This is a genomic window from Agrobacterium sp. RC10-4-1 (genome assembly GCF_014138475.1).
GTDB classification, from domain to species: Bacteria; Pseudomonadota; Alphaproteobacteria; order Rhizobiales; family Rhizobiaceae; genus Agrobacterium; species Agrobacterium pusense.
Window position 1 is genome coordinate 265,807 of sequence record NZ_JACJIT010000006.1, and the last position, 12,127, is coordinate 277,933.

At 59.6% G+C, this 12,127-nt stretch carries 12 protein-coding genes and 1 riboswitch; of the genes, 1 reads left to right on the forward strand and 11 read right to left on the reverse strand.

Features of this window, described 5'->3' with window-relative positions; all coding sequences use genetic code 11:
• Window positions 1-98 precede the first annotated feature (98 nt).
• A complete protein-coding gene (locus FHW77_RS18270) occupies window positions 99-557 on the forward strand; it encodes an Lrp/AsnC family transcriptional regulator (RefSeq protein ID WP_004438693.1) in 459 nt (152 codons plus the stop codon).
• A gap of 16 nt (window positions 558-573) precedes the next feature.
• Here FHW77_RS18270 and thiD read toward each other — a convergent pair whose 3' ends face one another.
• The 11 genes from thiD to FHW77_RS18325 form a co-directional block, all read right to left on the reverse strand.
• Window positions 574-1,371 carry a bifunctional hydroxymethylpyrimidine kinase/phosphomethylpyrimidine kinase gene (thiD, locus tag FHW77_RS18275; RefSeq protein ID WP_064263050.1) on the reverse strand — a complete coding sequence of 266 codons (798 nt, stop codon included), beginning with the start codon at window positions 1,369-1,371 and terminating at the stop codon, window positions 574-576.
• Entirely contained in the window at window positions 1,368-2,030 is a 663-nt protein-coding gene (thiE, locus tag FHW77_RS18280; RefSeq protein WP_035208120.1) for a thiamine phosphate synthase, read from the reverse strand. Before thiE ends, thiD begins: the two co-directional genes overlap by 4 nt.
• A complete protein-coding gene (locus tag FHW77_RS18285; RefSeq protein WP_182590634.1) occupies window positions 2,017-2,757 on the reverse strand; it encodes a hydroxyethylthiazole kinase in 741 nt (246 codons plus the stop codon). The genes thiE and FHW77_RS18285 overlap by 14 nt, the downstream gene beginning before the upstream one ends.
• Window positions 2,754-3,704 (reverse strand): ABC transporter substrate-binding protein, encoded by a 951-nt coding sequence (locus FHW77_RS18290; protein ID WP_064263047.1) that lies wholly within the window; start codon window positions 3,702-3,704, stop codon window positions 2,754-2,756. The genes FHW77_RS18285 and FHW77_RS18290 overlap by 4 nt, the downstream gene beginning before the upstream one ends.
• A complete protein-coding gene (locus FHW77_RS18295) occupies window positions 3,701-4,486 on the reverse strand; it encodes an ABC transporter permease (RefSeq protein ID WP_182590635.1) in 786 nt (261 codons plus the stop codon). Before FHW77_RS18295 ends, FHW77_RS18290 begins: the two co-directional genes overlap by 4 nt.
• Window positions 4,487-4,614: 128 nt before the next feature.
• A riboswitch (TPP riboswitch) is annotated at window positions 4,615-4,717 on the reverse strand.
• 36 nt (window positions 4,718-4,753) lie between these two features.
• Window positions 4,754-6,745 carry an alpha-glucosidase gene (locus FHW77_RS18300; RefSeq protein ID WP_182590636.1) on the reverse strand — a complete coding sequence of 664 codons (1,992 nt, stop codon included), beginning with the start codon at window positions 6,743-6,745 and terminating at the stop codon, window positions 4,754-4,756.
• An 11-nt stretch (window positions 6,746-6,756) separates the two neighbouring features.
• Entirely contained in the window at window positions 6,757-7,614 is an 858-nt protein-coding gene (locus tag FHW77_RS18305) for a carbohydrate ABC transporter permease (protein ID WP_182590637.1), read from the reverse strand.
• A 4-nt stretch (window positions 7,615-7,618) separates the two neighbouring features.
• Window positions 7,619-8,530, reverse strand: a complete 912-nt coding sequence (locus tag FHW77_RS18310; RefSeq protein WP_035208133.1) for a carbohydrate ABC transporter permease — start codon at window positions 8,528-8,530, stop codon at window positions 7,619-7,621.
• Between the two features lie 172 nt (window positions 8,531-8,702).
• Window positions 8,703-9,953, reverse strand: coding sequence for an ABC transporter substrate-binding protein (locus tag FHW77_RS18315; RefSeq protein WP_182590638.1), 1,251 nt, complete (start codon window positions 9,951-9,953; stop codon window positions 8,703-8,705).
• Between the two features lie 47 nt (window positions 9,954-10,000).
• Entirely contained in the window at window positions 10,001-11,077 is a 1,077-nt protein-coding gene (locus FHW77_RS18320) for an ABC transporter ATP-binding protein (RefSeq protein WP_064263041.1), read from the reverse strand.
• A 334-nt stretch (window positions 11,078-11,411) separates the two neighbouring features.
• Window positions 11,412-12,116, reverse strand: a complete 705-nt coding sequence (locus tag FHW77_RS18325; RefSeq protein WP_064263040.1) for a GntR family transcriptional regulator — start codon at window positions 12,114-12,116, stop codon at window positions 11,412-11,414.
• Between the last annotated feature and the right edge of the window lie 11 nt (window positions 12,117-12,127).

The following is a 12,127-nucleotide window of genomic DNA, read 5'->3' on the forward strand; positions in this document are numbered from 1 at the left end:
GAGTATTGCAACGATTATCGAATTTCTTGGCATTTATTCGAAGGAAATGCGATAGAATTGGCAATCGCGCAATTTTCTTTTGCTGATTGGAATTTTCTATGTCGTCACTCGATGCGACCGACCGCCATATCATCCGGCTGCTTCGGCTCAACGCCCGCATCAGCAACGCAAAGCTTGCTGCAGAGGTCGGGCTTTCGCCATCCGCGTGCTTGCGTCGCGTCGATATTCTCGAACGGGAAGGGATCATCCGCGGTTACACGGCGCTTACCAGCGGCCTCGCCGGCGGTGAGGTGATTTCGGTCATCGTGCAGATCACGCTCGACCGGCAGACGGAGGATTTTCTCAACCGTTTCGAAAATGCGGTGCGGCGATATCCGGAAATCCGCGAATGTTATCTCATGACCGGCGGTTCGGATTATTTCCTGCGTTGCGAGGCAGAAAGTGCGGGGGATTTCGAGCGCATCCACAAGGAGATACTCTCGAAGCTGCCGGGGGTCTCGCGTATTCATTCGAGTTTCGCGATCCGGAATGTGCTGGCGACGCCGAAGGCGAGGTAGCATCGAGTGTGGGGCTTCACCCCCACCACCGATAAAAATGATGCACCGGCCCCCGCCCATGTCCAACGGCAAGCCCCCGCCCAGCATCGAGCGCCCCATTCAAATAATCCTTCGCCAGCTCCACAGCCTCCAGCAACTCGCTTCCCCTCGCAAGATGAGCCGTGATCGCCGCCGCCAGCGTGCAGCCTGTGCCGTGATCGTTCTTCGTCTCTACGCGTGCAGCGGAAAGCGCCTGCATGGTGCCATCTGCAAACAGATAATCCGTGCTCTCAGGCCCCGCACCATGTCCGCCCTTGATGAGCACCGCTTTCGCGCCCGCTTTCAGGATCGCCTCGGCCTGATGATTGATGTCCGTTTCCGTCTCCGCTATCGGCGTGCCGGTTAAAAGCGCCGCTTCCGGCAGGTTCGGCGTAACGATGGTCGCGATTGGCAGAAGCTCGCGCCGTAATGTCTCGATGGCGTCCTCTTGCAGCAAACGGTCGCCTGACGTCGCCACCATGACTGGATCCAGCACCACGGGCTGCGATTGCCGCCGGAGCCGCTCCGCTATGGCTGCTATGGTTTCGATACGGGAAACCATGCCGATCTTCACCGCATTGACGGTGAGATCGGAAAACACCGCATCCATCTGCGCGATGATGGCGGTGACCGAAATATCCTCGACCGCAGTTACGCCTCTGGTGTTCTGTGCGGTGATGGCGGTGATGACGCTGGCGCCATAGGCGCCGAGCGCGGAGAATGTCTTGAGGTCGGCCTGTATGCCCGCACCGCCGCCGCTGTCGGATCCGGCAATGGTCAACGCAATTGATGTCATGGCTGTCTCGCTTTCAGGGTGGCATCGATTGCGGAGCGGAACTCCTTGGTCGCGCCGGCAATATCCGCCGCGCGGAAGATGGCGGAAATCACCGCGACTCCATCCGCACCGGCGGCAATGACAGAGGGGACGCGGGAAAGATCGATGCCGGCGATGGCGCCCACCGGCATGTCCGGCCGCCATTCCCTCAGCAGGCCACGGAGTGTCGAAAACCCATCGATACCGACAGGCTTGTCCGGGTTGACCTTGGAAACCGTGTCGAACACACCGCCGATGCAGGCGTAATCGGCGGGCATGGAGGCTGCCCGTTCGGCGTCGGCGCGGTTCTTGACCGTGAGGCCGATGATCGCCTTTTCGCCAAGAATGCGCCGAGCGGTTCTGGCGTCCATATCGTCGGCGCCAAGATGCACTCCATCTGCGCCCGAGGCGAGCGCGACATCCACCCGGTCATTGATGACGAGCGGCACGCCGGTGCCGGCGATGGCCTCGTGGATGGCGCGGGCGTTTTCGATCATCTCCCGTGTCGAGCCGTGCTTGTCGCGATATTGCAGGATTGTCGCGCCATTAAGTGCAGCCGCCAGAGCAAGCTCAAAGAGAGGCGCGACATCGCCGAGGCTCGCATCCACAAGCGCGTTGAGGCGGTAATCAACCTTGTTCATTCTCGATCCTCGCATGATTGATGATATCTTCGCCGGTAATCGCCGAAAGCGCGTCCAGGAATGCCGGTTCGAACGTGCCGGGACCTCTGGCACAGGACGCGGCCAGTTCGGCGGAGACGCCGGTGACGGCAAGGGCGGACGCCGCTGCTGCCAAAGCATCCTTTTCCACCGCCATGAAAGCAGCGATGACGCCTCCCGAGAGGCAGCCCGTACCCGTTACCTTAGCCATCCAGGGATGGCCGTTTACGATCCTGACGCGTCGCGTCGCGTCGCTCAGGTGATCGACCGGCCCGGTCTCGATCCTGATTGCATCTGGCACCTCGCCGATCAGGCTCATTTCGGCACGGTTGCCACGCACGATCGCGGGAGAGAGAGTGATGAGCTCACGCGCGAAGGCCAGCCGGGATGGAGAATAGTCACAATGCACGGGGTCGACGATCCAGGGCTTGCCTGAGGCGTTGGCGATCTCCACTGCCAGCAGGATAACCTTGCGCCGTTCCGCATCCAGCGTGCCGAGATTGATGGTCAGCGCATCCGCCTTGGCAACGAAGCTTTCGATTTCCTCCAGCGACGTGGTCATGGAGGGAATGCCGCCGACAACGGTGATCCCGTCGGCGGTGAATTTTTGCACCACGGTATTCATAAGGCAATGTACGCGCGGACGCGCCTGTCTGACTTTTTCAAGGATTTCGGCGGCCTGCGTGGTCGTGGGGGAAGGGATGGTCATGGCTGCTGTAGCTCCACGGCGATTTCGTCCGCCGCCGGCGCCTGCTTGATGAGCTGCATTTCCTGCATGAAGGCGCCAAAACGCGCATAGCGGGCGCGGTCGAGTGCGGCGGGGCGCTTGGCAAAACGCGGCAATGTGTCGAAGAAAGCCTGCTTGTTCAGTGCGTCATCGAGATTGGGATAGGCCTTGATGAAGAGCTGCCAGGATTCCTGCGGGTGATTGGTGATGAAAATAGCGGCCTGTTCCACGGCGGAGAGGAAACGCGGCAGGCGGCTGTCTGTTGCGAGATCGCGATGGGTGACGAAGATCAGCTCGTCATAGGCCGGAACACCATGTTCCTCCGGAAAGAAGGATCGGCCTTCGTGGCCCTCGAGCTTCATCTGCGTCAGTTCGAAATTGCGGAAGCCGCCGAGCGTGGCGTCCACCTTGCCGGCGATGAGTGATGGCGACAGGGAGAAATTGACGTTGATGAGTTCCACATCGTCTTTCGTCAGACCGTCCTTTTCCAGCATGCGCTTCAGCATGGCATCCTCGAAGCCGGATACGGAAAAACCGACTTTCCTGCCCTTCAGGTCCTTCAGGCTTTTGATCGGTCCGTCAGCCAGCACGGTGACGGTGTTTAGCGGCGTTTCGACCAGGGTGCCAAAACGGACGAGCGGCAGGCCGGCATCGTGGTCCAGATAGAGGTTGGGCTGGTAGTGCACGCCGATATCGGCCTGTTTTGCCGAAACGAGGCGCGGAACAGCGGAAGGATCTGCCGGCGGAACAAGTTCAACTTCGAGCCCCGCATCTGCAAAAAGGCCCCGCTCTTTCGCAATGACCATCGGCGCATGGTCGGGGTTCACGAACCATTCCAGCAATACCGTGAGCCTGTCGGCCGCCTGTGACTGAACGGGGGCAAATATGCTTGCCGCCGCGACGACGAAAGAAAGAAGAGTTCGCTTCATGATGCTGAAATTCTCCGTAAATACCCGAAAGGAATGGTGTGTTCTGTTTCCTTGGCCCAGGGCGCCAGATGGGCGGTGGCGCGATCCACCGCCAGTCGCAGCAGCACCGCCATGATGGCGAGTATCGCCATGGCGGCGAACATCGTGTCGGTCTGCATGCGCGCGTTTGACTGGATCATCACGAATCCAAGCCCTGCCGATGCGCCAACCCATTCGCCGATGACAGCGCCCAGCGGTGCGAGGGGTGCGGCAACCCGCAGCCCGGAGATAAGCGAAGGCAGTGCCAGTGGCACGCGCAACCGGGTGAGAACCTGCCAGTGGCTTGCCTGCGTTAGCGAGGCGGCATCGAGAATGGCGCGATCCGTCCGGTTGAGGCCATCGGTGAAGGAGGAGGCGACGGGAAAGAAGATGATGATCGCCGTCATCGCCGCTTTCGAGGCCATGCCGAAGCCGAACCAGAGGACGAGGATGGGCGCCAGCACGAAGACCGGAAAGGCCTGCAAAACCAGAACCATCGGCCAGACGAGGCGACCGAGACGGGGGATTGCCGCGATGGTGAAAGCCACGAGAATACCGACTAGGACGCCGGCCGTCAGTCCAACGGCCATTTCGAGAAATGTAACCATGGCCTGCCCCAACAGGAAACCGGGCTGGCGCAGGAAGGCCGCGGCGACATCGGCCGGCGCCGGCAGGATATAACGGGGTGGCGAAAACAGCCATGTGCCTGCCTGCCAGAGAACAAGCAGGAGACCGACACCGTTCAACGCATGGGCGGCACGCATGAGCCGGACCTCAGACGCAGACGCACCGGGTGCGACGGACAAAAACTTTCAGCATCATCATTCGGTCTCCACACGTGACAATCGCGGAGATCAGGACAAAGCGGAGAAGAGAAAGGGCAGCGCCCCAAAGGCGCAACAGTTTCCGTTCCTACGCCGGCATGATCCGGATCAGGTTCAAGGGTCCGGCTCAACGCCATCTCAGCACCGTCTGGTGCTCCCCTCGGAATGGGTCGGAAACTGTCGTTTTTTTAGCTGGCTGTCAACGGCTCAGATGGTGCGGAGCTGTTCAAACAGGGTGACGTTGCCACTATCGGCGCGGTAGAAAACCGCGGGCCGGCCGAGTGGTGCTTCCACGGTAACCTCGTTTCCACCGCGATGATGCACGCCGCTCCACAGATGTACCCACTGCCCATCGCCCGGAAGATAGAGGGTGCGTTGCGTTTCTCCCGCTTTCCAGACAGGGGCCACCAGCATGTCGGGGCCATAGAGATAGCTGTCCTGAATGGCGTAAGTCTGCCGGTCATTCTCGAAATGCAGGAAAAGCGGGCGTTGTACCGGAAGCCCCGTTCTGGCCGCTTCGGCGGAGAGCGATTTCAGATAGGGGGCAAGTGTGACATAGATCGACGTCATGTGGGCGAAGTGGGCAAGAACCGCTTCATCCTGATCGATCTGCAGATTGTCGCGCGGGCGATTGCCTTCATGGGTGCGCATCACAGGGGTAAACGCCGCCATTTCAGTCCAGCGCATGATGAGTTCCGCGGTGCGGACATTGCCGAACAGGCTGGTGTAACCACCGATATCGGAATGGTGATAGGCATTGCCCATGAGGCCGGATGAAAGCGCGCCGCAAATGACGGTGACAAGGCCATCATGACGGGAGAAGTCGACCGACTGGTCACCGCCCCAGATGAGGGGGCAATGGGCCTGCACTCCGGTGAAGCCTGCGCGCATGAAGAACAGCGTTTCGCCGGTCTTGTCGCGGCTTTCGACGGCTTTTGCATTGACCTCGGCCCACAGGGTGGGCCATGCATTGTGCATCAGCTTTGCGTCGACACCGTTGGACAGCGTTATATCGATCGGCAGATATTCGCCGAAATCAGCCATCCACCCGGAAAGGCCCAAATCCAGCATGTTCTTGCCGATGATTTCTTCGGCAAACCAGTCGGCGGCAGCCGGATTGGTGAAATCGACGACGCCGCAATCGAACTCGCCGAAATCCACCAGGGCCGTTTTTCCTTCCGCATCCGTTGCGAAATAACCGGCCTGTTCGGCCACCGGGAAAAGCGGGCCGTCAACGCAGAGGTAGGGGTTCACGTAACCCAGGAAGCGGATGCCCTGATCGGCAAGCTCGGCGATCTTCTGGCGCAGATGCGGATAACGGGTTTCGTTCGCCTGCCAGTCCCAGAACAGGCGTGCGCCAAAGGATGTCTGGCGAAGCCCCACCCAGTCCTCACACCACAGGCCCGAGACGAGCGTTCCGGCTGCGCGGATTTTCTCCAGCCGCGCAAACGAATTGACGCCATCCTTTAATCCAATGATCGCGCCATTATAGATCCATTCCGGCAATTGCGGCTGCCGTCCAAACCGTAGGGACAGCGCGGAGACGATATCGGTGAAACTGTCGCCGGCGAAAAATTCGATCTTTTCAGGGATGGCCCAGATTTCGATCTCGTGGAAATCGCCATTGCGGAAATCGAAGACCGAATAGGCGCTCGTTTCCACATGCAGCGCGTATCTACGCGACGAGAGATAGGTCGGCTGCGGATAGTTGGTGTTGTAATAATCACCGCCTGCCTTGCCGTTGACGTCTGACTTGAAGGTGATTTCGGTGGCCTTGTCGCGTCCAACGCCGGGCTCGGAGGTCCAGAGCGGAAAGCGCCGTCCGCGCATGTCGAAATAGGACATCTGCTCGCCGCCGCCCCAGACATGCTCATCCGTTTCCGCAAAGATGCGCAGCCAGAGGCGGTTGATGGTCTTGTCCAGCGCCGTCAGCAGGACGGCATTGCTTTCGAGTGTCAGGCGAAGGCGAGGGCGCTGTCCCGACGCGGAGGAAAGCGTGACGCTGTCGCCGCTCACCTCGGCGTGGCGCAGGGCGGTTCGTTCGATGACGTAGTCTTCGATATCGAAATTGCCGCGATACATATCCATCCGTTCCTTGCCGAAACCGGCGAAGAAGGCCGGCTTGTCGGGTGAATGGGAAAGGATGGTGCGGTTGCCGATCGCAAGCGTAAATCCATCGTGGGTCTTTTCGAAATGCATGACTTAACCTTTTAGCCCTTGAGACCGCCGGCGGTGAGGCCAGAGACAACCCGTTCCTGGAAGATGACGATGAGGATCGCGACCGGCACGATGCCGACCACCAACGCTGCCGAAATAACCGGCCAGGGGAAAGCGAACTCCCCCTGATAAAGCTGGATGCCAACGGGCAGTGTGCGCAGCGCAGGGTTGGAATTGAAGGAGAGCGCCAGCAGGAACTCGTCCCAGGCATTCACGAAGGCAAGGATGCCTGCGGTGAAAACACCAGGCGCGCAAAGCGGCACGACGACCTTGAACAGCGCGCCGATGCGGGTGCAGCCATCGATCATGGCGGCGTTTTCGAGATCGCGCGGAATGCTTTCGAAGAAGGAGACCAGCATCAAGGTGCACACCGGCAGTGAAAGCACCGTGTAGGGCAGGATCAGCGCCGTCCAGCTGTTAAGCAGGCTGAGCGCTCGCATGATTTCGAACAGCGGCACCAGAAGTGTGACAAGGGGGAAGGTGGAAACGGCGATGATGAGAGAGAGGATCAGCGCCCGGTATTTAAGGTTCAGCCGCGCCAGCGCATAAGCCGCCAGCACTGAAATCAGGATGGTGAGTGCGGTGGAAAGCAGCGCCACCATGAAGCTGTTGAACAGGAAGAGGTGCAGCGGCTGATCCGAAAAGGCCTGCATGTAGTTGGCAAGTGTCGGCGCGTGCGGAAACCAGGTGATCGGCTTGACAGTCAGCTCCGCCTCGGTTTTCAGCGAGGTGAAGAGGATCCAGATAGCCGGGAAAAGGCCGTTTATCAGAAGAATGGAGGCCGCGATGAAGCGCAGCGGCTTGCCAGAGAAGAAGGTGGACAGACCGGAAGAGGTGGCAACGGTGCTCATGAGATCAGTCCTTCGTCCTGATGATACGGAGGTAAACGGCGGTGACGCACATGGAAAGCGCAAACATCATGACCGCTAAGGCCGAACCGTAACCGAGATCGAGGAAGGAGACGGTGTTCTGGTGGATATACATGGCAAGCGTCGTGGTGGATGTGCCGGGGCCGCCGCCGGTCATCATGTAAGGAATATCAAAGGTCTGTAGCGCCGTGATCGTGCGGAAGATGAGGGCGACGATAATCGATGGCTTCAGAAGCGGCAGGGTGATTTCGAAGAACTGCCTGATCTTGCCGGCGCCATCCACATCAGCTGCCTCGTAAAGCGAGCGCGGGATGGTCTGCAACCCGGCGAGGATCATGAGCGCCATGAAGGAGGAGGTCTTCCAGATGATAGTCAGGCAGATGGCGGCAAAGGCCCAGTTCGGTGAGTTGAACCAGATGATGCCTTCAAAGCCCAGCCGGTTCAGCACGTCATTGACCACGCCATATTCATAATGGAAGAACCACGCGAAGATGAGACCTGCAAAGGAGAGCGGCAGCGCCCAGGGGATGAGAAGGGAAAGCCGCATTGGCCACTGCATGGAGAAAGGCAGGTTGGCGAGCAATGCGAGGCCAAGGCCCATGAATAGTGCGCCGGGCACGGTGATCAGCGTTATCAGCACCGTATTCCAGGTCGTTTCCCAGAAAATCGGATCGTCGAACATCGCGGTGTAATTTTCAAAGCCGATGAATTCCGCCGGCAGGCCCGATGTCAGCGAAAGGCTGAAAAACGAGGTGTAGACGAGCCGCGCCACCGGATAAACGATGATGAGCGAAAGCAGGATCGCCGCCGGTGCGAGTAGCAGCACGGCCAGCGACCGGTCGCCGAGATCGAGCCACCGCGTCCAGCGCGGTTGCGGTTTCTCGTCCACCCGAACCATGGTTCTTTCCGGCATTGTCACGTCTGCCACTCCCGCAACTGGATTCACGTCATCGTCTCCCGGTCGGACCGGTTTATGTCCGGCCCGTTTCGCGCCCTTGAGGCGCCTTTCATCCTGTCAGTCGAAACGGCCGTAAGGGGCGCGGCGCACACGCCGCCTTCCGGCCCGAAGCTTATCGCAGAACGCGCCGCAGACGGCTTTCCATCTGCTTTGCGCCGTCCTCCGGCGTCATGACGCCTGCGAGCACACCGTTGACCGTGGTGCGAATGGTCTCGCTGACCTCGTTGTAGCGCGGCGTCACCGGACGGGCCTTTGCTGTCTCGACGACCGGCAGGGCATCCGCGAACCACGGGATTGCCTTGGTCACGTCGGCATCCTTGTAGAGAGCGGCGTAGGTGGGCAGGAGCGCTGCGTTGATGGCCATGAACTTCGATACATCCTGACTGGAGAGATATTCGACAAGCTTCTTGGCTTCATCCTGCTGCTTGGAATAGGCGGACACGCCGAATTCCCAGCCGCCGAGGCAGGTCGTCTGCTCACCGCCTTTCACGGCGGGAAGGCGGGCGACGCCGACCTTGTCGTTCACCTGCGATTCCTTGCCCTGGAAATGGGTCCAGGCATAGGACCAGTTGACGGCAAAGAGGACCTTGCCGGCCTGGAATTCCTTGCGGGTGTCGTCGGTCGCCACCTCCGAAATGTTCTTCTTGGAAATGCCTTCGTCGACAAAACTCTTCCAGAGCTTCAGCGAATCCACCGCCGCCTTGTTGTCGAAGTTCAGCTTGCCGTTTTCAACCAGCGACTTGCCTTCGCTCCAGTAGGGCAGGAGGAAGGTGCAGACCGCGCCTTCGATCGCCTTGCCCTGGAAGGACAGGCCCTGAAGCTCCGGGTTCTTTTCGCCTTCCATGACCTTCTTGGACGCTTCCTTCAGCTCGTCCCAGGTGGTCGGCGGCTTGATGCCGTATTTATCCAGCAGGTCCTTGCGGTAATAGAGGAACATGGAGTCGGCGAAGGCTGGCAACGCCACGATCTTGCCGTCCACCGTATTAGCTTCGGCATAGGTCGGCAGATAGGCGGACATGTCCTTGCCGGCAAAATCGCTGGTCCAGCCGGCTGTTGCAAATTGCGCGGGACGGATGACGTCGAGCATCAATACGTCGAGGCTCGAATCCTTGGCCGACATCACGGTGTTGAGATATTGCGCCTGCATTTCCGAGGTGTTGCCGCCGGTTTCGATGACCACCTTCACGCCCGGCGTCTTCGCCTCATATTGATCGAGCGCCTTGCGCCAGACATCCGGCTGATGCTGGCTGGAAACGAAGATCTTCAGCTCTGCATCGGCAAAGGCCTGACCTGAAAAAGCGAGCACGCTTGCGCAGAGCGCTGCGCCCACGAAGGCTTTGCCCCTGGTAGATTTAAGTGTCATGTGTTCCTCCCGTTATTAATCCTTGGCCGTGGCATTTTGCCCGGCAATCAGTGGATCGAGCGCTCCGTTGTTGCGTCGAAAAGATGGACCTTGGACGGATCGACCCCGATCCGCAGTTCCTCGTTCGGCGTTGGCCGAAGCTGCGGCGGCATTCGTGCGGTCAGCGCCGCGTCGCCGAGGCTGAAATGGACGAGCGTGTCCGAGCCCAGCGGCTCCACCACCTGCACCTTCACGGCAAGCTGGCTGTCGAGGCTCTCGGCAGTACCAAAATGTTCCGGGCGAATGCCAACGATGACTTCGCGGCCTTCGAGACCTGTTTCGCGCGATGGCCGAATGGATGCCATCGGCAGGAAATTCCCGTCCGAGAATATCAGCCGGTCGCCATTCACCTTGGCCCGCGCGAAATTCATGGCGGGCGCACCGACGAAACCGCCGACGAACACGCTTTCCGGGCGGTTATAAACCTCATCCGGCGTGCCGACCTGTTCGATATCGCCGCCGCGCAGGATGACGATGCGGTCCGCCAGCGTCATCGCCTCCACCTGGTCGTGGGTAACATAGATGATGGTGGTGCCCAGCTGCTGGTGCAGGCGTTTGATTTCCGTGCGTACCTGTCCGCGGAGTTTAGCGTCGAGGTTGGAAAGCGGCTCATCGAACAGGAAGACCTGCGGGCGGCGAACGATGGCGCGCCCCATGGCCACACGCTGACGCTGGCCGCCGGAAAGCTGTCCAGGCCGCCTGTCGAGAAGGTGCTCGATGCCCAGCATCTTTGCCGCCTCATCGATGCTGGCATTGGCCTGCGAGGCGCTGACACCGCGCACCTTCAGGCTGAAGCCCATGTTTTCGCGCACCGTCTTGTGCGGATAAAGCGCATAGTCCTGAAACACCATGGCGATGTCGCGCTCGCGCGGCGGCAGCCGGTTGACGACACGGTCGCCGATCTTCACCTCGCCGCCTGTAATGCTCTCCAGCCCTGCGACCATGCGCAACGTCGTTGATTTGCCGCAGCCGGAAGGGCCGACAAATACGACGAATTCGCCATCGTTGATTTCAAGGTCGATGCCCTTGACGATGCGAAGCGCACCGTAACTCTTGTCCAGCTTGCGCAGGCTGACCGAAGCCATATTTTCCTCCTCACGAACGGCACGCCCAGAATGTGAATGGACGCAATAGCCGGTTTCAACCTTCAAATTCCCCGTATCGCATCTTCGAAAATCGAGCCCGATTGTCTGGCAATAACGTGGGGTGGCAAAACGCCTGTCTCCCTGAGGCCGTGATATTACCTTTCACAAAAAGGAAATCAATAGTGTATCAATTTTATTTCTGACAGAAATCAAAAACTACTAAGTCATTGATTCGAAGAAATATAACCGTGAAATCGCCCGCTGGCGGGCAGTGGTTGGCTTGCCTGCCGTCAAATTCCGTCACTCCTGTAGATCACGCGAATTTAGCGTAGTCTCAACGTATGCGGGAAACGTAGCGCGCGACGGTATGGTCAAACCAGGTCCAGGAAACTTCTGCCACTGCACCATCCTGCGCCTGGCTGAGACGCAGGACGCGGGGCACGGATGCGCCTGCTTTCTGGCCGAACGCTTCGGGCGTCCATTCGGGCACGTCACCGAGATCGATGCGATCCTCCGCCTTCGATATCCAGAGGTTGAGGCGAGTGCGGTAATAGAGGTAGAGAGATTCCGACATATTTTCGATGGTGATCGTGTCAACGTAGGAACCATCAAGCCAGATTTCCTCGATGGCGGCCGGTTTGCCGGCGATGCGCCGCAGACGACGAATCCTGTGTCCTTCGGAGGAGGTACCAAAAGCGGGCAGATCGGCGGGCTTCGCTAGCCGGGCCACATCCAGAACCTCCGCTGTCGGCAGGCCGCCGCCCTCGATCAGTTCAAGCCGGAAGAAAGCGTAGACGCTTTGCGGATCGCTGACCGCGCGGATGTAGTTGCCGGAACCCTGCACGCGCTCCAGAAGACCGCGTTCCTGCAATTCGGCAAGCGACTTGCGCAGCGTACCGACGGCGATGCCGAGATCGGCAGCCATATCGCGCTCCGGTGCCAGCTTTTCACCATCGATCAAACGGCCGGCAGCCACCTCGCGCACCAGCATTTCGGCGATCTGCAGATACATGGGCAAACTGCCACCAGTGTTTCTCATATGCCGTTTCC

Coding starts and splice junctions, on each gene's coding strand:
- thiD (WP_064263050.1), bottom strand. CDS start 1,371: ATGACATCAATTGCGTTGACCATTGCCGGATCCGACAGCGGCGGCGGT.
- FHW77_RS18320 (WP_064263041.1), bottom strand. CDS start 11,077: ATGGCTTCGGTCAGCCTGCGCAAGCTGGACAAGAGTTACGGTGCGCTT.
- FHW77_RS18305 (WP_182590637.1), bottom strand. CDS start 7,614: ATGAGCACCGTTGCCACCTCTTCCGGTCTGTCCACCTTCTTCTCTGGC.
- FHW77_RS18310 (WP_035208133.1), bottom strand. CDS start 8,530: ATGGTTCGGGTGGACGAGAAACCGCAACCGCGCTGGACGCGGTGGCTC.
- FHW77_RS18295 (WP_182590635.1), bottom strand. CDS start 4,486: ATGCGTGCCGCCCATGCGTTGAACGGTGTCGGTCTCCTGCTTGTTCTC.
- thiE (WP_035208120.1), bottom strand. CDS start 2,030: ATGAACAAGGTTGATTACCGCCTCAACGCGCTTGTGGATGCGAGCCTC.
- FHW77_RS18325 (WP_064263040.1), bottom strand. CDS start 12,116: ATGAGAAACACTGGTGGCAGTTTGCCCATGTATCTGCAGATCGCCGAA.
- FHW77_RS18285 (WP_182590634.1), bottom strand. CDS start 2,757: ATGACCATCCCTTCCCCCACGACCACGCAGGCCGCCGAAATCCTTGAA.
- FHW77_RS18300 (WP_182590636.1), bottom strand. CDS start 6,745: ATGCATTTCGAAAAGACCCACGATGGATTTACGCTTGCGATCGGCAAC.
- FHW77_RS18315 (WP_182590638.1), bottom strand. CDS start 9,953: ATGACACTTAAATCTACCAGGGGCAAAGCCTTCGTGGGCGCAGCGCTC.
- FHW77_RS18290 (WP_064263047.1), bottom strand. CDS start 3,704: ATGAAGCGAACTCTTCTTTCTTTCGTCGTCGCGGCGGCAAGCATATTT.
- FHW77_RS18270 (WP_004438693.1), top strand. CDS start 99: ATGTCGTCACTCGATGCGACCGACCGCCATATCATCCGGCTGCTTCGG.